This is a genomic window from Mycobacterium branderi (assembly GCF_010728725.1).
GTDB classification, from domain to species: Bacteria; Actinomycetota; Actinomycetes; order Mycobacteriales; family Mycobacteriaceae; genus Mycobacterium; species Mycobacterium branderi.
Map to the genome: position 1 here is coordinate 810,220 of NZ_AP022606.1, position 22,727 is coordinate 832,946.

Annotated in this window: 22 protein-coding genes; 18 read left to right on the plus strand and 4 right to left on the minus strand. The window is 65.2% G+C overall.

Going from position 1 to position 22,727, the window contains the following annotated elements; genetic code table 11:
- Window positions 1–2: 2 nt before the first annotated feature.
- The gene (locus G6N47_RS04390; RefSeq protein ID WP_083130347.1) at window positions 3–902 is read right to left on the minus strand and encodes a metal-dependent hydrolase; all 900 of its coding nucleotides are present in this window, start codon (window positions 900–902) and stop codon (window positions 3–5) included.
- 370 nt (window positions 903–1,272) lie between these two features.
- Window positions 1,273–1,980, minus strand: coding sequence for a TetR/AcrR family transcriptional regulator (locus G6N47_RS04395; protein WP_083130348.1), 708 nt, complete (start codon window positions 1,978–1,980; stop codon window positions 1,273–1,275).
- A 111-nt stretch (window positions 1,981–2,091) separates the two neighbouring features.
- Here G6N47_RS04395 and G6N47_RS04400 point away from each other — a divergent pair, with 111 nt between their 5' ends.
- The 5 genes from G6N47_RS04400 to G6N47_RS04420 are packed head-to-tail and all read left to right on the plus strand — an operon-like array spanning window position 2,092 to window position 8,185.
- The gene (locus tag G6N47_RS04400) at window positions 2,092–3,648 is read left to right on the plus strand and encodes a flavin-containing monooxygenase (RefSeq protein WP_083130349.1); all 1,557 of its coding nucleotides are present in this window, start codon (window positions 2,092–2,094) and stop codon (window positions 3,646–3,648) included.
- Entirely contained in the window at window positions 3,638–4,225 is a 588-nt protein-coding gene (locus tag G6N47_RS04405; protein ID WP_139799347.1) for an SRPBCC family protein, read from the plus strand. Before G6N47_RS04400 ends, G6N47_RS04405 begins: the two co-directional genes overlap by 11 nt.
- Window positions 4,222–5,784, plus strand: coding sequence for a flavin-containing monooxygenase (locus tag G6N47_RS04410; RefSeq protein WP_083130350.1), 1,563 nt, complete (start codon window positions 4,222–4,224; stop codon window positions 5,782–5,784). Before G6N47_RS04405 ends, G6N47_RS04410 begins: the two co-directional genes overlap by 4 nt.
- Window positions 5,781–6,647 carry an SDR family NAD(P)-dependent oxidoreductase gene (locus G6N47_RS04415; protein ID WP_083130351.1) on the plus strand — a complete coding sequence of 289 codons (867 nt, stop codon included), beginning with the start codon at window positions 5,781–5,783 and terminating at the stop codon, window positions 6,645–6,647. Before G6N47_RS04410 ends, G6N47_RS04415 begins: the two co-directional genes overlap by 4 nt.
- A gap of 59 nt (window positions 6,648–6,706) precedes the next feature.
- The gene (locus tag G6N47_RS04420) at window positions 6,707–8,185 is read left to right on the plus strand and encodes a flavin-containing monooxygenase (protein ID WP_083130352.1); all 1,479 of its coding nucleotides are present in this window, start codon (window positions 6,707–6,709) and stop codon (window positions 8,183–8,185) included.
- Here the strand turns inward: G6N47_RS04420 and G6N47_RS04425 are convergent.
- Window positions 8,173–9,600 carry an ABC1 kinase family protein gene (locus G6N47_RS04425; protein WP_083130353.1) on the minus strand — a complete coding sequence of 476 codons (1,428 nt, stop codon included), beginning with the start codon at window positions 9,598–9,600 and terminating at the stop codon, window positions 8,173–8,175. The two genes, G6N47_RS04420 and G6N47_RS04425, sit on opposite strands and share 13 nt — an antisense overlap.
- Window positions 9,601–9,698: 98 nt before the next feature.
- Between G6N47_RS04425 and G6N47_RS04430 the strand changes: the two genes are divergently transcribed.
- From G6N47_RS04430 to G6N47_RS04490, 13 genes are all read left to right on the plus strand, one after another.
- Window positions 9,699–10,370: a TetR/AcrR family transcriptional regulator gene (locus G6N47_RS04430; RefSeq protein ID WP_083130354.1), complete on the plus strand. Its 672-nt coding sequence runs from the start codon at window positions 9,699–9,701 to the stop codon at window positions 10,368–10,370.
- Window positions 10,367–10,975, plus strand: a complete 609-nt coding sequence (locus G6N47_RS04435; RefSeq protein ID WP_083130355.1) for a TetR/AcrR family transcriptional regulator — start codon at window positions 10,367–10,369, stop codon at window positions 10,973–10,975. The genes G6N47_RS04430 and G6N47_RS04435 overlap by 4 nt, the downstream gene beginning before the upstream one ends.
- A 113-nt stretch (window positions 10,976–11,088) precedes the next feature.
- On the plus strand, window positions 11,089–12,090 hold the full coding sequence (locus G6N47_RS29535; RefSeq protein ID WP_083130356.1) for an alpha/beta hydrolase: 1,002 nt from the start codon (window positions 11,089–11,091) through the stop codon (window positions 12,088–12,090).
- Window positions 12,091–12,236: 146 nt separating this feature from the next.
- Entirely contained in the window at window positions 12,237–13,046 is an 810-nt protein-coding gene (locus G6N47_RS04445) for an ABC transporter permease (protein ID WP_139799382.1), read from the plus strand.
- Window positions 13,046–13,918 (plus strand): MlaE family ABC transporter permease, encoded by an 873-nt coding sequence (locus G6N47_RS04450; RefSeq protein WP_083130358.1) that lies wholly within the window; start codon window positions 13,046–13,048, stop codon window positions 13,916–13,918. The genes G6N47_RS04445 and G6N47_RS04450 overlap by 1 nt, the downstream gene beginning before the upstream one ends.
- A 3-nt stretch (window positions 13,919–13,921) precedes the next feature.
- Window positions 13,922–14,968 carry an MlaD family protein gene (locus G6N47_RS04455; RefSeq protein ID WP_083130359.1) on the plus strand — a complete coding sequence of 349 codons (1,047 nt, stop codon included), beginning with the start codon at window positions 13,922–13,924 and terminating at the stop codon, window positions 14,966–14,968.
- On the plus strand, window positions 14,965–16,035 hold the full coding sequence (locus G6N47_RS04460; RefSeq protein ID WP_083130360.1) for an MlaD family protein: 1,071 nt from the start codon (window positions 14,965–14,967) through the stop codon (window positions 16,033–16,035). Before G6N47_RS04455 ends, G6N47_RS04460 begins: the two co-directional genes overlap by 4 nt.
- Window positions 16,035–17,051, plus strand: a complete 1,017-nt coding sequence (locus tag G6N47_RS04465) for an MlaD family protein (protein ID WP_083130361.1) — start codon at window positions 16,035–16,037, stop codon at window positions 17,049–17,051. The genes G6N47_RS04460 and G6N47_RS04465 overlap by 1 nt, the downstream gene beginning before the upstream one ends.
- Window position 17,052: 1 nt before the next feature.
- On the plus strand, window positions 17,053–18,225 hold the full coding sequence (locus G6N47_RS04470) for an MlaD family protein (RefSeq protein ID WP_083130362.1): 1,173 nt from the start codon (window positions 17,053–17,055) through the stop codon (window positions 18,223–18,225).
- The gene (locus G6N47_RS04475) at window positions 18,222–19,313 is read left to right on the plus strand and encodes an MlaD family protein (protein ID WP_083130363.1); all 1,092 of its coding nucleotides are present in this window, start codon (window positions 18,222–18,224) and stop codon (window positions 19,311–19,313) included. The genes G6N47_RS04470 and G6N47_RS04475 overlap by 4 nt, the downstream gene beginning before the upstream one ends.
- Window positions 19,310–20,290, plus strand: coding sequence for an MlaD family protein (locus G6N47_RS04480; RefSeq protein WP_232080123.1), 981 nt, complete (start codon window positions 19,310–19,312; stop codon window positions 20,288–20,290). The genes G6N47_RS04475 and G6N47_RS04480 overlap by 4 nt, the downstream gene beginning before the upstream one ends.
- 2 nt (window positions 20,291–20,292) lie before the next feature.
- Entirely contained in the window at window positions 20,293–21,003 is a 711-nt protein-coding gene (locus G6N47_RS04485) for a hypothetical protein (protein WP_083130364.1), read from the plus strand.
- 1 nt (window position 21,004) lies between these two features.
- A complete protein-coding gene (locus G6N47_RS04490; RefSeq protein WP_083130365.1) occupies window positions 21,005–21,847 on the plus strand; it encodes a hypothetical protein in 843 nt (280 codons plus the stop codon).
- A 3-nt stretch (window positions 21,848–21,850) separates the two neighbouring features.
- Here the strand turns inward: G6N47_RS04490 and G6N47_RS04495 are convergent, their stop codons facing one another.
- A complete protein-coding gene (locus tag G6N47_RS04495; RefSeq protein WP_083130366.1) occupies window positions 21,851–22,726 on the minus strand; it encodes an oxidoreductase in 876 nt (291 codons plus the stop codon).
- Window position 22,727: the final 1 nt, after the last annotated feature.

Here is a 22,727-nt window from a genome sequence, read left to right on the forward strand (position 1 = left end):
GGTCATTTCAGGTGGTCGACGAGTGCGCCGTTCGCACCGAAAAGCTCTGTCTGCCAACGCTTCAGCAAGGCCGTCGTATCGATGTCGTCGGGATGGAAACCCGGCCGCAGGTACTTGGCCAGGTCGCTGAACAGGCCTTTGAACAGCGGGCCGCGCAGCTGTGCGTAGGTCTCCCGAACCAAGCGGACAGGCTGGCGTCGCGCGACCGGGTCGCGGGCCAGCGACACCGCCAGTGACGTGGCGGTCAGCGGAATCGTGAGAGCAATGAGCGCCACCATCACCGCGATGCGCGCACGCTCGGAACCGCCCACCGCCCGATACACGTCAAACGCCACCGATTTGTGCTCGAGCTCTTCCAGCGCGTGCCAATTCAGCAGATTCCATACCTCCGAATCGCCTGGGATCGCCTGGATTTCGTCGTTGGCCAACACCCGCTCGGCCAACACGGCGGTGTAATGCTCTGCGGCCGCGGTCATCGCCAGATGCATTCGGCTCGGGATCCGCTGCTCGAAGCGAATCTGCCTTTCCTTCCACGGCTTCGAGTCCCACCACTCGATCCGGTAGCCCTTTTCGACGAGCTTCTCGTTGAGCCGGCGATGCTCTTGGCCGTGCATGGATTCCTGGCCGATGAACCCGGCGACCCGCTTCTTCAGCGTCGGGTCGGTGATGTGGTCGGCGAAGCTTCGCACCGACCGGATGAACGACTCCTCACCGGGCGGAAAAGCAGCCGACAGGCCCGCCACGAAGTGGCTGAACACGATGTCGTCGTTGACGAAGTACTTGCCGTAGGTGCGGTCCTCGCCGAAGCGGAAGCGAATCCGCCTGGTCTTGGGGTAGCCGGCCGTTTTCCCGGCCGCGTCGACGACGGCGACTGCTCCTCGCCCTGAATGCCCGCTGGCCATAGCCCAGCCCCTTTCTGAACGCCTAGTACCTAGTACTAGTAGTACTAGTTACAGACGGTACTGCGCGGCATCGCGCCGCGCAAGACCCTTCTTCGATAACGGCTGTCGGGTACGGCATGCCTGAGCGTTGCACCGGAATTTATTGCAGGACAAGGCAATCCGCGAGACAAGTGCCAAACTCGACAATTGGCACGTCCACCTGTCGCCCACCGGGCAACGACGGTCATGACGACCTTGCGGTCGGTCCCGCGGCTGGGCGCATCGTCATCCTCCACCGTCCTGCGGATGACCAAATAATGTGACTGATACGTCACTCTGTCAAGAGTGGCTGTCTGGCAGCGCGGTTATGCGCGGACATCCGCCGGGGCGCTCAGCCGGCGCTGTCGAGCGGTAGCACTCTTTCGTCGGGATCGATGACGACACCGCGCGCCGCGGCCGTTGTCGCAAGGGCACCCCAGACAAAGCAGGTGAGCTGCTCGACCAGAGCGCACTTGTTGATCGTCGGAGAGTTGAGCCAGCGCAGCACCCCGAGTGCCACCGACCCAAGGGCGGCATCGACGACATACTCGAGATCGCCGCTGCTTCCGCCGCGCGCCCGCAGTACCGCGGCCCAAACCTCAACCATCGCATCCGATAACGGCCTGCCGCTGTCGATCAACTCCGTAGCCGAACGCCCGTCTCTGAAATGCGAACCAACCAGGAAGCGGAAGAGCGCCGGCCGCTCGTCGACCAGGTCGACGTATCCGGTCAGCGCCGAGCGGACCAACTCTCGCGCCGTGGCGGTGACATCGAAATGCGGCACCACGCGCTCGATGATCATCTCCTGCACCCGTTCGGCGACCGCGGCGAACAACGTCGCCTTGTCCTCGAAAAAGCGATACAGCTTCGGCCGCGGCACAGCGGCCGTCTTGAGGACGTCGTCGATGGACAGATGTGGACCGTGCTCTTCGATCGCGCGAAGTGTGGCATCTACCAACTGGGACCGCACGGCGGCCCGGTGCTCACTCCACCGGTCGGCCCGGGCATCTCCGGTCAGCTTCGGGAGGCGCCCACGACCAGCGGCAACGCGCGTCGACACGGAGGCAATCGTAATCGACAGGCATACGCGGCCCGCATCGCTTGACAGAGTGACATATCAGTCCGATTATTTCGGGAAGGGACACTAGCCGGTGACTGGTGGAAGGACGCGATGCAGCCCGACGAAGAGCCCGACCACGAAGTTGCCATCATCGGCGCCGGACTTGGCGGGATCTGCGCCGCGATCAAACTGCGTGAAATCGGCGTCGAGGATTTCGTGATCATCGACCGGGATGCAGGTTTCGGGGGCACGTGGCTGCGGAACACCTATCCCGGGGTGGGCGCCGACATCCCGGCGATCGCCTACCAGTTCTCTTTTGCGCCAAAAGGCAACTGGCGACGGTTTTTTGCCGACGGCGACGAGATCCGACAATACATCCTCGATTTGGCCATGACTCACCGCCTTTACCCGCACGCGCGGTTCAACACCAGAGTCGAGCGCGAGGTTTTCGACGACGAAACCCACCAATGGCAGTTGCACACCGCCGACGGCGACGTCATCACCGCCCGCTTTGTCATCAGCGCCATCGGCGCCTACATCAACCCGAAAACCCAGCCGGACATCCCCGGGCTGGACAGCTTCGCCGGACCCGTGCTGATCCCCTCACGCTGGCAGCATGATCTTGACTTGCGCGGCAAGAAGGTCGGCATCATCGGCGTCGGCAGCTCCACGGTGCAGATCGCGCCGGCGATCGCTCCCGACGTCGCCAAGCTCGACATCTACCAGCGCACCCCCCAGTGGTACTTCCCCAAGCCGGACTTCCCGATACCCGTTCTGCTTCAGCGGATGCTGGCCCATCGCCGATTCGCCAACGCGGTGCACTCCGTGGCGTTGGCGTTCATCGAAGCCGGGCTCCGGGTCCTCATCTACACACCGCGGCCGCTGTTTCGGGTGGGCGCAGCGATTTTCGACCGCGTGGCGCTAGTGGCCTACATGCTGTGGCTGCGCTACAAGGTCCGGGACCGCCAGGTCCGATCCCAGCTTCGTCCCCGCTTCGGTGCAGGTTGCACGCGAGGCACTCTCGGCGGCGACTACCTTCCGGTGTTCAACCGCCGCAACGTAGAGCTGAGCAGCATCGGAATCGACCGGATCACGCCGCACGGAATCGTCGACACCGCGGGAGTGGAGCGGCCCATCGACGTGCTCGTGCTTGCCACCGGCTACGAGATGTTCTCCGATCCGGAAACGTATCGGATCGGGACAGTCCTGGGCAGCAACGGGTTTGACCTTGCGGAGTTCTATCACCGCAACGGCTTGCAGGCCTACCAGAGTGTGACGGTCCCGGGACTGCCGAACCGGTTCATGATGGTCGGGCCATATTCATGGACGGGCACCAGTTTCCACTACATCCTCGAGAACTCGATGCGGCACATCAGCGCGGTGATCTCGCTGGCCCGTGCCCAGAACGCAACCCGGGTCGAAGTCACCAAAGATGCGCTGGCTCGGTTCCAGGCGGGCCTGCGACGCAGCGGCGCCAACCTTCAGCGCTACTTCAGCGTCAACTGCGCGGGTTCGAACAGCTACTTCATCAACTCCCACGGGGACACGCCGTATGTGCGGCCGTGGACCATCCTGCAGTCACGCCGTCGCAGCGTGCGGTTCCCGGCGTCAGACTACGAGTTCACCCGCCTGACTAGTCGTGCACGAGAGGCCAGATATGCGGTTTGACGCCATACCGATTACGGCAGAATGTGCCGACGAGTTCTTCTGCACGGCACCGTTCGTCACTCACGTCCAACGCAGCTTCGCGGCCCCGCCGGAAGACGTTTGGGGGGTCATCGCCGGCAGCCGGATGTGGTCCTGGCTGCCGATGGTGTGGGGATGCCGCTACCCGGTGGCTACCGAACCGGCGGCAGGCGTGGTCCGCGATTTCCAGATGCACGTCCACAAGTGGCTGGTGTTCGCCCAGCACGAGCAGCTCATCGAATTCGATGCAGCTCGAATGATGATGCGCTACACCGCGATTGATGCCACACTGCCGGTTTTCGGGTCTTGGTGCGAGGAGTACCGGGTGGAGCCGGCCGACAATCCCGGGCATGCCACGGTGAAGTGGACGCTAGCCTGCGCCCCGCGATACCTGCGCCGGATACCAGGTGTGCGCGTTGCGCTGCGTCCGGTGGCGGCCGTCCTGCAGCCGGTCTTCCGTTTCGGGTTGGGCGGCCTGGAACGCGAACTGCCGTCGCATGCGCCGCCGCAACTCACTGCGGGAATCCCGCTCGGGCTAAACAGCAAGGACCACACATGAATCCGCAGTACAACGTGGCTGTCATCGGTGCCGGACCGGGCGGCATCGGAGCCGGCGTCCGGCTCCTCGAGGCCGGCGTCGACGACTTCGTCGTCCTGGAACGCGCAGCCGCACCCGGCGGAAGCTGGCGCGACAACGACTATCCCGGCATCGGGGTCGACGTCCCCAGCTTCACCTACCAGTATTCGTTCGCCAAGAACACGACGTGGTCACGAATGTTTCCGGCCGGCGCGGAGGTCTGGGCCTACCACGATGCGGTCGCCCGCGAACGCGGCGTGTATCCGCACATCCGGTTCGGGGTGAATGTCGTCAAAGAGGAGTGGGACGACGCAGCCATGGTCTGGCGGCTGCACACCGCCGCCGGCGACGTGATCACAGCTCGATTCGTGATCAGCGCCGTCGGCGCCTTCATCAACCCCAAAGACGATCCCGGCATACCCGGCTACGACAGCTTCGCCGGAAAGATCCTGCGGCCCACCGAGTGGGATCACACCTATGACTTGAGCGGCAAGCGCGTCGGCGTGATCGGCACAGGGGCCAGTTCGGTACAGATAACCCCGGCCATCGCACCACTCGTCGAGACCTTGACGGTGTTCCAGCGAACGCCCGTATGGTGCTGGCCGAAGCCGGATTTCACCATCGGCCCCTGGCTACGAGCGATTCTCGGGCGCCGGGCAACTCAGACGGCGCTGTCCGGAGTGGCGCTGCTGCTGGTGGAGACCCTGACCCGGCTGCTGGTTTACACACCGCCGGTGATTGCGAACCCGGCGGCGGCACTGATGGATTCGGGGGCACGCGCTGTCTACCGCGGTTATCTGCGGGCGGTCGTGCGTGATCGGCGCACCCGGCGTGCCCTGACGCCACGGTACGGCCTGCTCGGCAAGCGTCCCACGCTGTCGAACGCGTTTCTGCAAACGTTCAACCGCCACAACGTCGAATTGGTGGATTCGCCGATCAGTGAGATCACCCCGTCCGGGGTGCGGACCGCCGACGGCCGCGTACGCCAACTGGACGCTTTGGTCGTCGCGGTCGGCTATGAACTGTTCTCCGACCCCGAGACGTACAAGCCGGAAATGGTCGTGGGTGTCAACGGCTTCGATCTGGGCGACTTCTTCACGCAGAACCGTCTGCAGGCCTACGAGAGTGTTGCCGTGCACGGCTTGCCGAACCGGTGGATGCTGGTGGGTCCTTACTCCTGGACCGGCACCGGCTGGCATTTCATGGTGGAGTCGTCCGCCCAGCACGCTATCCGGGCGATTGTCGAGGCCAACCGCCGCGGCGCGGCATACGTCGAAGTCACCGCCGAAGCGCAGCGGGCCTACCACGAGAAGATCCAGCGTCAGGGCCGAAACATCCAGCACTACTTCCAGGTTCGCAACAAGGGTCTGCGCACCTACTACGTCAACTCCCACGGCGACATGCCCTATATCCGGCCGACCACCGCGTTGCAGTCGCGGCGCGCGGCGGCCAGCTACCCGTTCGACGACTATCTGTGGCGAGAGCCGGTCGCACGTACCGAAGACTCGAAGGCCGAACTGGTTTCCGGAGAGATTCCATGATCGGGGGATATCCCAGGATTCGGCTGGACGGCGCTGTCGTCGTCGTCACCGGCGCCGCCCGAGGCATCGGCCTGGCCACGGCAAAACGCTTCGCGCAGCGCGGCGCCCGGGTGGCCATCGGCGACCTCGACAGCGAGGCGGCCGCGGCGGCGGCAGACCTCGTGGGACTCGGCATCCGCGCCTATCCCGTCAACGTGGCCCAACTCGACAGTTACAAGATGTTTCTCGACCAGATCGAAGACGACCTCGGCGGGATCGACATCCTGGTCAACAACGCCGGCATCATGCCGATCGGACCATTCCTCGCCGAATCCGCCGAGGTCACCCGAGCGGTGTTCGATGTCAACGTGGCCGCGCACATGCACGCCGCACGTCTCGTGGCGCCGCGAATGATCGCCCGGGGTCGCGGGCACATCGTCAACGTGACCTCGGCGGCGGGAAAGCTGCACTCGGCCGGGCTGGCCAGTTACACGGCGTCCAAACACGCCGCGACCGCGTTCAGCCGCAGTCTGCGCGTGGAGCTGCGCCCACACGGCGTCTCGGTCACGGCGGTCCTCCCGTCGGCAATCAAAACTCAACTGGTCGACGGCATTCCGCTGGGGGTATTGAGCGTGGGCGTGCTCTCGCCGAATGTCGTTGCGAGGCGGATCGTTTCGACGGTACGAACCAGGCCACCGCTGGCAAGCGCACCGATAGGTCTCACGCCGTTGTTTACCGCAGCGAACCTCATCCCGGAGCGCGTGTGGCTGTTGGGCCGACGGGTGGTCAACGCCGATCGAACGATGGGGCCGATCGACCGGACGGCGCGAGCCGAGTACGACGCCCGCATTGCGGCCAATATCGCGCCGGAGGTGACGACGTGACAACCAGTGAATTGAGATCAGCCAAGACAGACTCGGCCCCGGGCCGTCGCCGGCCGGACATGCTGGTGGCGATTATCGGGGCCGGCATCGGCGGCCTCGGCGTAGCGATTCATCTGCAACGGGCCGGCTACAGCGATTTCACCATCTTCGAGCGCGCCGACGACATCGGCGGTACGTGGCATTCCAACCGGTACCCCGATGTCGCGGTGGACATCCCGGGCATCGTCTACCAGTTCTCGTTCGAGAAATCGCCGTTCTGGTCGCGCACGTTTCCCAAGGGAGCCGAGGTCCGCGCCTACGTCAACCACCTCGCCGACAAGTACGGGCTGCGGAGCCATCTGCGATTGCGAACCGAGGTGATGCGCCGCGACTGGGACGAGGACAATCACTTCTGGACCCTGAGTTTGAACGACGGATCCAACGTCACAGCACGTTTCGTGATCACCGCCACCGGAGCCTTCGTCGAACCACGCGTTCCCGATATCGCGGGGCTGGAAGATTTCACTGGCAAAGTAATCCAGACCCAGGCCTGGGACGACGATTTCGATCCGGCCGGCAAACGGGTCGCGGTCATCGGAACGGGCGCCACCGCCATTCAGGTAGTGCCAGAACTAGCGAAAACCGCTGCGAGGCTCGACGTCTACCAGCGCAGAGCGATCTGGGTGTTCGCCAAGCCGGATTTCCCGATCCCGACAATCGTCCAGGCCGCATTCAAAGCCATGCCGTTTCTGCAGACGCTGGTGCGCGGAATCGCCGCCGCTTTCGTCGAGGTCGGCCTGGTCGCGATAACCGTCTACGGCAAGCAGATCGCGCCATTGGCCCGAATCCCGGCGCTGGCATGCCGAGCATATCTGTTCACCCAGGTCCGCGACCGCGAGCTGCGGCAAAAGCTCACTCCCCGTTACGGATTCGGGTGCAAGCGGCCCAGCGTGTCGAACGTGTACTACAAGACCTTCACCAAGGACCATGTCACGCTGGTCACCGAGCCGATCGAACGGATCACCACAACCGGCATCCGCACCCGCGACGGGGTCGAACGTGACATCGACGTGCTGGTGCTGGCAACCGGCTTTGAAATGTCGAACAGTCCGCTGGTGTACCGGATGCGACCGGTCAAGGGCCGCAACGGGTTCGACCTCGCGTCGTTCTACGACACGCAGCGTGCCGCCGCGTACGAAGGGGTGTCGATGCCCGGCTTGCCCAACACGTTCATGGTGTTCGGTCCGTACGCGTGGTCCGGTAGTTCTTGGCACGTCATGGTCGAGAACGCGGCACGGCACGCCCTGCGGGTGATCGACGAGGCTCTTCGGCGTGGCGCGACTGCGGTCGAGATCTCTGCCGAAGCCAACGATCGGTTCCACCGGTTCGTCGACCGCCGCAGCTCGGCGACCCTGATGCACGGCCGCGCCTGCATCGATTCCAACAGCTACTACATCGACAAGAACGGCGACTTCTCGTTCCTGCGGCCGACCACTGCCTACCAGTCGACGCGTGCGTCAAAGACATTCGACCTCGACGACTACGTCTACGAGTCCTGACCGATGCGATTTTCCGCCGTTCGCTGCCGCCACTGCGCTTCGGCCCGGCCGAGCTCGGTGACAGGCTCCGCGCCGTAGATCCACTCCGCTGCGATGCGGAACCAGTTTGCGCCGGCGCCGATTTGGCTCAGTGTCCCGAACAGCAGGAAATCCAGTCGCCGGGAAAACAGATGCTCCGGCGGCAGCCGCTCGTTGCGCATCGTCTGGAACGATTCGGTGGCCGGATTGACGACGCCCAGCAGGGCCGCACTGACGTCGATGGGCCGCACCACCACGTACTCGTCGACGAAATTCCATCCCGCGGCATCCAGCGTGTACTCCAGACAATCCTGCGCCGACACCGTCGAGCCCGGCCGCAGCACGCCGTACTCCTCCATGCTCGCCCGCAGACCCTCGCCGTCGCCAGCAATGCACAGCTGCGCCGCACGCCGTTCGAACTCGACGGCAGTCGGATCCATGTGCTTGTAGAGACCGAAGTCGAGGAAGGCGACCCGCCCGTCGGGCAGATACAGAAAATTGCCCGGGTGCGCGTCGCCGTTGAACTCGCAGTCGTGAAACAACGACCCGAGGTAGAACCGGTAGATGATCTCCCCGATGCGGTCCCGCTCGGCCGCGGGCAGCTGCGCGACGTCGGCAGCCGGCATTCCCGCCACGTACTCGGTGGTCAGCACCGACTCCGAACTCAACTCCTCGATCGGGCGAGGCACATGGATGAACGGATGGTCGGCGTACCGGGCGGCGACTCGAGCCTGGTTGGCCAACTCCTGGCGGTAGTCGACTTCCCGCGACAACTCGTGGGTGATCTCGTCGAGAAACTCACGGGCCGCCACGGCAGGTATGGCCGCCTTCCACATGCGCAGGAACAAAGCCAGGTTTTTCAGGTCGGCCCGCACCGCGGTGCGAACACCGGGGTATTGCACTTTCACCGCCACGTCGCGGCCGTCGTGCGTCACCGCGCGGTAGACCTGTCCGATGGACGCGGCCGCGAACGCGTCGGTGTCGAACGACGAGAACAACCGCTCGACCGGCGCGCCGAGCTCGGCTTGGATCACCGGGCGCATGATCTCGAACGGCATGGCGTTGATCGAGCCCTGCAGTTTGGAAAGCTGTTGGCGGAAGTAGTCCCGCGACCGTGCGTCGACGATTCCGAGGTCGATCACCGACAGCAACTGCCCGATTTTCATTGCCGCGCCGCGCATATTGCCGAGCACGGCGACGAAGTCGCGCGCGATGCGCTCGTTGGCCCGATCCAGCATCGCCTCACGCCGGCTTTCGGTGACAACGATCGATCCGGCTTTGATCGTCACCCGCCGCAACGTCTGCTTGGCAACGAGTCCCCCCAGCCGCGCGCCCCGGCCCAACCGCGACGTCGCCAGCGCGTCGGCATCCTTCGACGGTGCCGGGCCGTTCGACATGGAATCACCTTAACCAGGTGCTAAATTGGTTCTGACACCGCAGTCGGGGAAATCAAAACGCATCAGCGGGAGGCGCGCAATGCCATCGGGTCGGCGCTGTGGTCGCTGAGGCCGCAAACCCGCCCCGCCGCAAGCGGGGCCGGCCGCCGATCGAGAATCTCGAGGAGCAACGCCGCGCGCAGATCATTGCCTCGGCGGTCGCGGTGTTCGCCGAGCGCGGCTTTGAGGCGACGACGATGTCCGACATCGCCCGCCATGCGGGTGTCGGGCAGGGCACCATCTACCGCTACGTCGCCAGCAAACGGGAACTGCTGGATCTGGTGTTCGACTACTCGGTCGAGGAAGTGATCCGGGTGGTCCGGCCCATGCTGTTCATCGACGAACCGCTCAGCGGGCCAGCCGATTTGCTCGACCGGCTCGACGCCGCGCTGTCGGCCATCACCGAGACCTTCGACCGCCAGCCGGAGTTGCTGTCGCTGGTGGTCGTCGAGGTCGGAGCGATGGACGAAGAGCTCAAGCTGCGCATGCTCGGGGTGGAAGCCACCGTGGTGCGGATGACGGCCAGCCTGTTCGAGGAGGCACAGGATGCCGGGTTCATCCGGCCTGGACTGGACCCCGAGGTGCTGGGCCTGCTGGCCACCAAACTGCTGCTGCCCGCGGGCCTGCGCGAGGTGATGGGTGAGCGAGACCCCACCACTCGCGACCGCTACCGCGCGGCGTTGGCGGATTTCGCGCGCCATGCCCTGTTCACCGAGGAGACCGATCGGTGACGAGCGCGCAGCCAGACCGTCGGGTCCAGTTGACCCGCGCCGCATTCGAAGTCTTCACCGACCGCGGCTACCGCAACACCTCGGTCGCCGACATTGTCGCCGCGGCCGGGCTGGGGCACGGCTCGTTCTACAACTACTTCGCCAATCGACGTGAAATCCTCGATGCCGTAATCGATCTGGGGCTAGAAGAGCGCGCGCCGGAACTATCTCCTCCGGAGGAGCTCGCCGAAAACATCGACGAGTTCCTCGACGCGGTGACCGCACCGTGGCGGGCGTTGCATTCGCTGTCGGATGCCGACAACAAGGTGGTCTCGCTGATCGTCTTCGACGCCGGCGCCATCGACGAGCAGCTCACCCAACGGGTCGTGGAAATCTTTCGGTCGTTCGCCCATTCGGTGCAGCGGCAGATCGACCACGGCATTGCCAAGAGATATCTACGTCGCGGGCTGGACAGTGAAGTGCTGGGCGAGATGCTGGTCTGCATGAGCCTGGCCATGCTGCTGCCCGCGCAGGGTGGGGCTCCCCTTCCGGGCGGCCTCGATCATGTCATCGGCCAAGCGCGAGAACTACTGAGAGCCGGCCTCGGCCAACCAGAGAGCCCGTGACGAGCGGTTCCCACGCTAAGGGGTGACAGAGGCCACACCGTGTGGTTAACTCACCCCGAGTGACACATCAGTCTGGTAATTAGCCGCCGGGTAGAGCTTCGGTTGGGGGTCCAATGTCGCTTGTCGCCGGAACCGCGGTTGACCACACCGGCCGCAACCCGCCCGAGTTGGTCCGCTTCCCCGGACCGGGCCTGGTTTCGCGCATCCTGGCTGCGCTGCTGGTGACATTCGTCAGGCCGGTGATCTCGCTCTTCGCGCGCTTCCCCGACGCTCGTTGGCCCTTTGCGCTGGTCGACGGGGCGGCCGTCGTCTTGCCGCGTCCGCGCAAGGCACGGCGGCACAGGGTTGCGCTGCCCAGCTGCCGTGCCGAGCTCATCACGCCCCGGTCGGTTGCCGGCTCCGGCACCGCGATCCTCTATCTGCACGGCGGTGGCTTCATCACCTGCGGGCTGCACACTCACCGGCGGCTGGCGGCCGACGTCGCCCACGCCGCGGGGTGCCCGGCGCTTGCCGTCTGCTACCGGCAGCTGCCGCGGCACGGTCTCGGTGAAGCGCTCGAGGACGCCGTCGACGGGTTCCGCGCGCTGATCGCGCGGGGCTATCCAGCGGAGAACATCAGCGTGGTCGGTGACTCGGCGGGCGGTTACCTTGCCGTCGCCACCGCGCTCGCCGTTGCGCGGGCGGGATTGGGCCGACCCCGCGCCTTGGCGCTGATGTCTCCCATGACGTGGGTCGACCCTGACTTTCCCGTCGACGACGACGCCGACGATCCGTTGCTGACCGGGTCGACTATCCGGGCGATCAGCCGCAAGCTCGCCGCGGTGCCGGGGGGTCCTGCTGCCGAGTTGCCGCCCGTGCGGCTGGCCTCGACGGACCTGAGACAACTGCCGCCGACATTGATTCAGGTCGGCACCCGCGAAGTGCTCTACGACGGCGCCGAAGAATTGGCCGACCGCATCGCGGCCGCCGGGGTGCCATGCCGACTGCAGGTCTGGGAGGGGCAGTTCCACGTATTCCAGGCCGCCGCACTGCTGATGGCGCCCGCGCGTGCGGCCGTGTCGGAAATCGGCGCGTTCCTGCGCAGTGTCGAGGCGACGCGGGGAGTGTGCCGTTGATTCCAGCCACGCGCGCAGCGGCCGAGGCCCGACGAGAGGCCTCAGAGGCTGCGCGCGGGGCCACCGACCGGGCGGACGTCGACGCAACAGTCCCGGAAACGCCTGCGCCACTGACGGATTCGTCGATCGGCGGCCAGGTGCTGGTGATGCTGGCCCGGCCGCTGCGCTACGGCCTCAACCAGGCCGACTCGTCGTTGAAGACCCTGGGCCGCTTTCTGGAGTTGGCCGCCCAGTCGGGGATCTACCTGGCGGCGGATCTGATTCGGTTGCGCCATCCGTGGCGCGACACCGTCAACCAGGCGTGGTTCATCGTCAGCGTCACCGCGATACCGGCGTTGCTGGTGTCCATCCCGTTCGGGGTCATCGTGGCCGTGCAGGTGGGCAGCGTGATCCAGCAGGTCGGCGCCACGTCGATCTCGGGCGCGGCCGGTGGCCTGGGCGTGATCCGTCAGGGGGCGCCGATTGTTGCCGCGCTGTTGCTGGGTGGGGCGGCGGGTTCGGCGGTGACCACCGATCTGGGCGCGCGCACCATCCGCGAAGAGGTGGATGCGTTGCGCGTCATGGGCATTGACCCGGTGCAGCGGCTGGTCACACCCCGGCTGGCGGCGATTGTGTTCGTGGCGCCGTTGTTGTGCGTCTTCATCATCTTCATGGGGTTGGGCGCGGGTTATCTGATCAATGTGGGCTTCCAGTCGGGCACTCCCGGCAGCTATATCGCATCGTTCGCCTCGTTCGCGAGCGTCGCCGATGTCGTTGTGGCACTGGTCAAGACGTGGCTTTTCGGCGTGGTGGTGATCCTGATCGCGTGTCAGCGCGGCCTGGAGACCAAGGGCGGCGCCCGCGGCGTCGCCGACGCCGTCAACGCGGCGGTGGTGATCGGTGTGGTCGCGGTGTTCGTGCTCAATTTGGTCATCACCCAGTTGGTCACCATGTTCATGCCGACGAGGGTCGGCTGATGGCGACCCCGTCACGGCATCTGCCCCACGGCCTGGGTTGGGCAGCGCGTGGCCCGTGGTGGGTCGTCGGCACCGGCGCCGGAATGGCCGAAACCCTTGGCCACCAAGCCACTTTCCTGTTCCAGGTGCTGGGAGCGATTCCCCGGACGATTAGCCGGTACCGGCGGCAGACCGGCGCGCTGTTGGTCGACATGGTGTGGGGCAACGGGTCGCTGATCGTCGGTGGCGGCACCATCGGGGTTCTGGTGTTTCTCGGCGCCGCAGTCGGCGGCTCGGTGGGCGTGGAAGGGTACGCGGCACTGGACATGGTCGGGATGGGCCCGCTGACCGGGTTCGTCTCGGCGTATGCGAACACTCGCGAGATGGCGCCGATGATCGCCGCGATCGGCTTCGCCGCCCAGGCCGGCACCCGGATGACCGCCGAAATCGGCGCGATGCGGATTTCGGAGGAAATCGACGCGCTGGAAGCTCAAGGCATCCAGTCGATCCCGTTCGTGGTGACCACCCGCGTCATCGCCGGGATGATGACGATCGTTCCGCTGTATGTGCTGACCCTGGTGCTGAGCTACGTGTCCTGCGCGGTGGTGGTCAACGTGATCCACGGCCAGTCGTCGGGCACCTACCACCACTACTTCGACTCGTTCATTCAACCGTCCGACGTGGCGTTCTCACTGATCAAAGCGGTCATCTTCGTCACCGCGATCATCGCCATCCACGGCTACCAGGGCTACTACGCCGGCGGCGGCCCCGAAGGTGTCGGACGGGCCTCCGGACGGGCGATCCGCGCCAGCATCATCACCGTGGTCGTCGCAGACATGGTGCTGACATTGCTGTTCTGGGGCAACAACTCTGGCGTGCGGATATCGGGGTAGCGCATGCCGAGGTATTCAGACCAAGCAGGGCGCGGCCCCAGTTCCCTCAAGTTGCGCATCCGCGGCGTGCTCGTCGCCGCGGTGCTGGGCGTCCTCACTCTGGTCCTGCAGCAACTGGCCACCGGCCGCTACGACAACACGTTTGCGCTGACGGTGGTGGCCGACACCATCGGCGAGGGCCTAGCGCCCGGCGCGGAGGTGAAGTTCCACGGCCTGGCCATCGGCTCGGTAAAGACATTGCAGTCCATCGGATACAACAAACAGAAAATGACGGTGCTGCTCGACCCGCGCCAAGCCAAAGCCCTGACCGCCGATACCAAAGCCAAATTCTCATCGTCGAACGTGTTCGGCAGTGCCGTGGTCGAACTCGTCAGCGACGGCAAAGGCGGCCCGCTGCGCGCGAACCAGACGCTGGTGATGCCCGCCGGCACGGAGGCTGTCTCCATCACCGGGATGCTGCGCCAGTCCCAGAAGCTCAGCGAGATCCTGGACGCGCCCCAGTTCAGTCACATTGTCAAAGTCCTGGGCCAACGCGCCGACCTGGTCGAGCCGGTGGTCAGATCCGCGTTCGACCTCGCGAAGATCCTGGCCGACGCCCAGAGCGTGCCGTTCTCGCAGTCGCTGTCGATGGTGGCTTCAGTTGCCAACGGCGCCAACGACTTCATCCCACTGCTCGGGCTGATGAACAACCTGCTCGACGGGTTGGCGTTTTTGGCCGAGCCCGCCGGAGTCGACCGGACGAATCGGGTCTTGAACGAAACCGGTGGGCTGCTGATCGATGCCGGCCAATTGATCGTGGACAACAACTACTGGCTCATCCCGGCGGTGGCCGCGACGCTCAATCTGGCTATCCCTCTCACGTTTTTCGTCGGCAGCTGGTTTCCGGCGTATGACCGGCTGCCGGGTCTGTTCGACCGAATCAGCACCGCGTTTCCGGTGATCGACGGTCAGGTTCAGATGCGAACCGAGGTCATCATGAACACGATGCCGGGATTGGCCGCCGCGTTGCCGTCCGAGCCGGCCTCGCCGCCGCCGGGGGGTGGGCAATGAGGGGGGTCTCCAAAGCGGTGCTGTGGCTGACCGTCTTCACGGTGATCGCCGCGGTGTGCGCGACGATCGTGGTGACCGCGTTGCGTAGCCCCGTGCGCGGGGTGGCGTCGCGCTACACCGCGGCCTTTTCCGACGTGTCAGGGTTGTTCACCGGCGACGACGTTCGCATCTCCGGTGTGCAAGTCGGCAAGGTCGAGGCGGTCCGGCTCGACGGTCGCATCGCCAAGGTCGACTTCACCGCGCTCGACGACCACCCTGTGTATCAGAACACCGTCGCCGCGGTGCGTTATCAGAACCTGCTCGGCCAGCGCTATGTCGAACTCGTTCAACCGGCCCGGCCCGGCGGGCGGCTGGCCGCGGGAGCGACGATCCCGCTCGGGCAGACCATCCCGTCGTTCGATGTGGCCAAGCTATTCAACGGGTTTCGGCCGGTTTTCCAGACACTGGATCCCGCCCAGTTCAACCAGTTCGGGGAAAACCTGCTGCGAGTAATTCAGGGCGACGAAACCGGGATCGGGGCGGTTCTGCATGATCTCGACGCCATCTCCGGGGTCGCCGTGAACCGCCAGGCGGCCGTCACCCTGTTGATCCGCAATCTGTCCGAGATCTCCCGCGACCTCGGCGGTAAGTCGGCACAGCTGTTCCACTTCATCGACACACTCAACGGCGTGCTGGGCAAGTTCAACTCGCGCGCCGAAGTCTTCCGGGCCTCGATCGACGTGGAACTGCCCGCTTTTCGAAGCCTCGTGCACATCCTGCAATATGCCGAACGCATCTTCGACGGAACGACGACCCCGTTCTACGACTTTTCGACGCGGACCTCGCCGCAGCTCGCGTGGGCCATCGCGGGCCTGTCCGTGGTGCCGACTCTGCTCCAAGGGCTGCGAGACTCGCTCGTCGAAGAGGATCCCGCGACCGGCCAACCATATTTGCCGCACACTCCCGATCACGCCGCAATCCAAGACCGCTACCCGGCAAGGGATTTGACCTGTTCGGCCGGCCAAGTCGAGCTGCCGGGCGTCGGCGCGGTGTCGTTCGCGAACCAGGATCTGGTGGTGTGCAAATAATGGTGTTGCGCAAGCGGCGTCGCGGTGTGCTCGACGAGCGCACCGCGGCGGCCCGCAGTCGCCGGCGCGGGATCATCGGCGTCATTGTCATCGTCAGCGCACTGGCGGCCAGCGCCTTCGCCTACCTGAATCCGACCGGGCAGACCCGCTACAGCGCCCATCTGGCCACTGCGGCCGGGGTCCGCGCCGGCGACGAAGTGCGGATCGCCGGCGTCAAAGTCGGGAAGGTCACCAGTGTCCGGCTGGACGGGACCGTCGTCGACATGGAATTCGAGGTCAACCGGTCGGTGGCCGTCGGCTCGGAATCCACGCTGGAAGTCAAGCTGCTGACCCCGCTGGGCGGCCACTACATGGCGCTGGATCCCAAAGGTGCGCTGCCGTTGGGCCGCAAGGTGATTCCGCCGGAGCGCACCGCAACGCCGTACGAGATCAATGACATACTGCAGGCGGCGACCCCGCTCGTCGAGCAGGTCAACGGCCAGGTCATCCACGACACCTTCACCGAGGTCGCCAACGCGGCCAACAAGTATCCCGACGCGCTGCGCGACGTCATCGAGTCCGCGCATGCCCTGACCCGATCGTTGAGCCAGGTCACCGCCGACTTCTATCGCGGCCTGGATTTCACCAACAACTCGATGCGGGCGCTGATCACCAGACGCACGCAGTTCCTTTCGGTGGTCGAGCAGCTCGCGCATATCGGCCAGCTGTATACCTCGAAGGCCGTCGACATCGTCGAGTACTTCACCGTGCTCGACGAGCTGGCCCGCATCGTTGATCGCGCGATCACGTTCTACGGCCGCGAGATTGCGCCGTGGGTCAACGCGATCGACGACATCTTGGATACCTTGTTCGCCGATCCCGCCCCCGAGCGGCTGGCCAAGGCGGCCGCGGGCTACGACCAGCTGATGCATGTCCTGGTGCCGATGCTGAGCGGCAACGGCGTCGCTATCGACCAGCGCGACCGGCTCATGCCCGGACAGGACCTGTGTCTGCCCAGCATTATGAGGCACTGCTGACATGACCGGAATCTCCGCGATCCGCCGCCGGCTGAGCTCCGGGGTAGCGATGGTCTTGGCCCTGGCCGTGGTGGCCGCGATCGCAGCGGCCGGCATCGTCGGCACAGAAATCGTACTGCCCAAACTTGCCAAGACTCGGGCGATGTGCGCCGAATTCACCGATGCGGTCGGGCTTTATCCGGGCAACAAGGTGGCACTGCTGGGCATCGAGGTCGGCAAGGTGACCGCGGTGACGAACATGGCCGATCACGTCCAAGTTGACTTCAGCGTGCCCACCGATCTCGACCTGCCGGCCGATGTCGGGGCCGTCACCTACTCGCAGTCGATCGTCACCGACCGCAACATCGAACTCACCAAACCCTATGCGGGCGGGCCGAAGTTCACCGGCCCCCAGTGCATCAACCTACGATCCACCAAAACCCCGATAGGTGTCGGCGAAACCTTCTCTGCGCTCGGCAAACTCGCGGACGCGATCCTGGGACCCGAACAAGGCCAGGACCCGTCTGCGGCGCCGGGTGTGCAAGCCCTCAACGACAGCCTCAAGGCAGCCAGCCGCTCGCTGGCCGGCACCGGTCCCGAACTGAACCAAACGCTGCGGGATTTGGCCACCATGGTGGGCGACCCCGCCAAGTCCGACGCCGCGTTCCGCCAGCTGTTCGCCAACAGCGAGGCCCTCACGTCGCTCTTTTTGGAGCAGAAGAATTGGGACAGCTTCGCCACCCTGATCCAGACACTGCCCGACACCGCGAAGCTGATCGAGGGGCTCTCGGACAACTTCGCCTCGGCCCTGGAACATGTCGTGCACCTGCTCCCGATCTTGGTGGACGCGCTGAATCGCTTCGCGCCGCGCGTCTATCTCAACCTCACCGACAAGATCATCCCCTGGGTGGGAGCGAACTTGGGCGCCTACTCGCAAAACATCGCGGGCGTCATCAACGGCGTGCAGCCCTATACCGATTGGCTGGGAAGCGTCTACCATCCGGCCTGGGCCAACCAAAACGTCACGTATGCCCCTGGGCAGGTGGATATTTCACCGCAGCAGGCCAACGACATCTGTGCTGTGCTGCGGCAACGGAACACCCCGGGTAGCGCGGCCGCCTGCGCGCCCGGGACTGCGTCCAATCCGGCCAGCCTCGGTTTGGCCGACCTCATCCTGGGGGCCGGGCTGCCATGAGCAGGCGATGGCTACGCACTGGTGCCGCGCTGCTGGGCGCTCTCACCATCTGCATGGCCGCGGCATGTTCGCTCGACCCCACCCGGCTGCCGGTGCCCGGATCCTATGTGCCAGGCCACAAGTACACGATCAAGATCGAATTCTCGAGCGTGTTGAATGTGCCCGCCAGAACGAAAGTCGATTCCGGCGGAGTGCAGGTCGGCGTCCTGGACCGGGTGCAGCTCGCCGGCAACACGGCGGTGGCCTACGTCGACATCTCCGGTGATGTGCAGCTGCCGCAGAACACCCGTGCCGAGCTGCGCCAAGCCACTGTGCTCGGCGACATCTACATCGCGCTGCTGCCGCCGGAGCGCCCAGCGCCGGCGTCGCTGCACGACGGCGACACGATTCCGCTGCGCAACACCGTCCCGGTTTCCAATGTCGAAGATGTCTTGCGGTCCGTGTCAAACCTGTTGGGCGGCGGCACGATCAGCACACTGCAACAGGCCGTGATCCACTTCAACAACGCGTTCCCCAGAGACCCCGCCGAGGTGAACAAGATCAAGACCAAGCTGGGCGGCGTGCTCAACGACCTGGCAGCCAACCAGGCCATCCTCGACCAACTCCTCACCGACGCAGAGAACGTCAGCAACAGCTTGGCGGCCAACACCGGCACCTTCGACCGGCTGGTCAACGAGGGACCGCCCAAGCTCGCCGGCCTGGAAAGCGTGACCCTGAACATCCTGGCGCTGATCGACGACGCCCAGGACCTCGGCCGGTCCGCCGATCGATTGGTCACCCCGTACACGCCCGACATCATCGAGCTGCTCTCCTACCTCACCCCGATGACTGAGTCGTTCTTCAACATGGACATGACCGGGCCGGTGATGGGCGACAAGCTGATCCGGCTGATCCGCGACAAGCTCAACCCCTACTTCGACAAGTTCAACCCATGGACCCCGCACGCACCCGGCGACGAGCCGAAATACATTGTCTCCGAGGTGCATCCACCCACAGCCAACACGGGCACGCCGGTCCCCGAAACCGGTTCGGGAGTCGGGGCCTTCCAAGCGATCGACGTGCTGCGGTCGATGGGGCTACTGCCATGATCAAGGTCAACGCGCCCCTCACCATCGCCATCCTCGCGATCATGACGGTGCTCGGCGCCGGCTACATGTCGTTCGGCGTGCTGCATGCAGGGCCGACCAAACACTTCACCCACGTCACGCTCATGCTGCACGACTCGGGCGGGCTGCTGCCGACATCGCAGGTGACGATGCGCGGGATCAGGGTAGGACGGGTGACCGGAATTCAGGCCACCCCCACCGGGCTGGCGGCGTCACTAGACCTCGACGGCGCCTATCCGGTCCCCGCCGACGCCACGATCAGCGTGGAACCCCTCTCGGTCGCCGGCGAGCAGTACGTCGACTTCAAGCCGAAAGTCATTGCGCCGCCATACCTCACCGACGGATCGGTGATCCCCGCCGACCGGGTCGCCCCGACGGTCACGGTCAGCGAGTTGCTCGCCCGGTTCAACGCGCTGCTCTCGGTCGTCAACCCGGCCGACGTGCACACCATCGTCACCAACGTCGCCCAGGCGTTGACCGGTGACGACGCCGCCCTGGATGTGCTCGGGGCCACCGCCAGTTCGATCGCCCAATATGTCAGCGAAAACAAGCAATTGCTGGCAGCGCTCGTCGGCAACGTCTCGAGACTGACATCCGGGTGGGCCGAAATAGGGCTCGGCGAGGCGTTGAGTGCAACCGGCAAGGTGCTGCCCGACGCCGTGCCGGCATTCACCCGGCTGATCCAGTCGTTCGACCACTTCTCGCATGTGGGAGAGAACGTTTTCGGCCCAGGTGATACCGCCAACGTGCTCGTCGCCAAGCTCGCCCAGTACTTCGACATGCTCGCGCCGTCGTTCAGCGTGATCTTCGAGTCGCTGCAACGAGTTTCCGAACCGGTGCACGACTACAAATTCCACGCCGGCTACTGGGTGGACCTTTGGGAGTCGACCTTCAACGACACCGGCAGCGTGCGCGTCCAAGTAAACGTGCCCGAACAGCAGCCCAATGATGGAGGATGAGCATGACCGAAGACACGATCGACAGGGTGACCGACATCGAAACGGACGCCGAGGCTTCGGACGAGGCCCCGGCTACAGCCGACGGCGACGACACCGGGCGGCCCGAAAAACGGTGGCGTGCGCTGCCAAAAATACGCTGGCGGCGGCCAGGCAATCCGTGGCTTTGGGTGTCGGCCGTGTTGGCGGCGGCGATGATCGCCGGCGGGGTGTTCGGGTACCTCAAATACCAAGGAGTCGCCGACGATCTCGCGGCGATGCGCCGAGCCGAAGCGGACCGAAACGCCGCGGCACAGGTCGCGAAGGACTATGCGAAGAAGTCGCTGACCTACACCTTCGAAGATCCCGACGCCTTTTTCCGATCGGTCCAGGGCGGCGTATCGCAGCCGCTGAAGGACAAGTACACCAACGCAGCAGACCTGCTCAAGGGCGTCATGCTGCAGGCGCAGGTCACGTCGAGCGGTGAAGTGCTGGCGGCCGAATCCGTCGCCCAGCCCGGCGGCATTTACCAGGTGGTCGTGACGGCTGCGCAGACCACCCGCAACCTGCAGCACCCCGAGCCCAAGGTGTCGCTCATCGCACTGCAGATCACCGTCAACAAAGTCGGCGACACCTGGCAGGTCTCCGACATCGGCCCCAAGACCGGCAGCCACCCGGCAAACACCGATCAAATTCCGCAGCCCGCGCCCGGCCAGCCCTCTCCGCCGGGGAGGTGAGATGCGCTTCGCGACGGCCGCCTTGAGCGTGATCGCCACCGCGACGGTGCTGTGCCCGTCCGCCGCCGCGGACAAAGCCTTGCCCGCGTGCCCGCAGACCGCCACCGTGATCAACCCCAAAACCCCGTTGATCCACCAGGATTGCCGTCTGCATTCGGGCGATCGCCAAGGCCTGGACTTCGACGTCCGCTACTTCAACCTGCCGGAGGCGCCGGGGCCGCTGGCGGTGAAGGTCATCGCGACCGCCCCGTCGGGCGAGGTCGTCCAAACGATCAACGAGCTGATCGAACCGTCGAGTCCGAGCCCCGTCGGCTTGCAGGACCTCGACGGGGACGGGCGGGACGAACTGATCATCCCGATGGCCCAACACCCCTACAACGGCAGCCCGAACACCCGATTCTCCGTGTGGCGAGCAGATGGCGACCGCCTGCATTTCGAACGCACCCAAATGGAGGGACAAGCGGTATATCCCAGCGGCGACGGCTACCTCGTGGTGAACGGCGGGGCACTGATCAGCCGCGACCTCTGGTTCTATCTGCCAACCCCCGCCGGGTACTCGCTGGTGACGGTGGTGACGATCGAAGCCGAGCAACTGGAGCCCGGCACCAACCGGGTGTTGACAGCGAGCTGCAGAATGCACAAGGAACAGGGGCTGGGCATGGTCGACATGCTCGCCGGCCCCAACTACCCCGGTTCCGGTCAGCTGCCGGTCCCCGAGGCCGAGGCCACGTTCTGCAATTCTCCGGCGGCGAAAGCGATCTGGCCCCACGCCGAGCGCGTCGCGATCTGTTCACCCCCCGAAGGCGGCAACCCTCCCGTTTGCAGCCCGGGCCGTGTGCAGTAACCGCTACAGGTCGAAGGTGACGCCGGTCATTTTCTCAGACTCTTCCCACAGCCGGCGCCACAGCGTTCGATCCCGCGACAGCCTGCTCGACGGCGACGGCCGCACCGGGCCGCGGGTCTGCATCAACCATGTTGGACCCCAATAGATCTGCGGATCGGCGTCCGGCAGCGTCGCCGCGAACAGTGTCGAATGCGCGGCCTGCGCGGGGGGATGACCGACCAGCCGCGCTCCCTGCTTGGCGACCAGGTCCAGCACCGTCTCGGTCTTGGTGAACAAATCGGTGCCCGACACGCCGGGATGCACCGCGAACGACTTCTTGGGCGATCCGGCCTCGGTCAGCCGGCGCTGCAGCTCGCGCGCGAACATCAGATTCGCCAGCTTCGACTGCGCGTACGCCAAATTGCGCTGATAGCGCCGATGTTGGTAGTTGAGGTCGTCGATCCACAGCTTCGGCGTCTGCCGGTGGGCGATGCTGGACAGCGTCACCACCCGGTCGCCTATCTTGTCGAGGAGCAAACCGGTCAGCGCGAAATGACCGAGATGGTTGACGCCGAACTGTGTCTCGAAGCCGTCCTTCGTCCGGCTGAACGGGATGTTCATCAGACCTGCGTTGTTGACCAGGACGTCGAATTCGGCTTGCCGGGAGGCGAATTCGCGTACCGAGTCGAGGTCGGCCAAGTCCAACCGGGCGACGTGCACGTTCCCGTCGATCGTCTCGGCGATAGCCTTTGCCTTCTCGGTGTTGCGGCAGGCCATCACCACCGTGGCACCGTTGCCAGCGAGCACGCGACTGGTAATCTCCCCTAGCCCGCCGTTGGCGCCGGTCACCACATAGGTGCGCCCGCTTTGGTCGGGGATCTGATTTGGTTGCCACGCCATC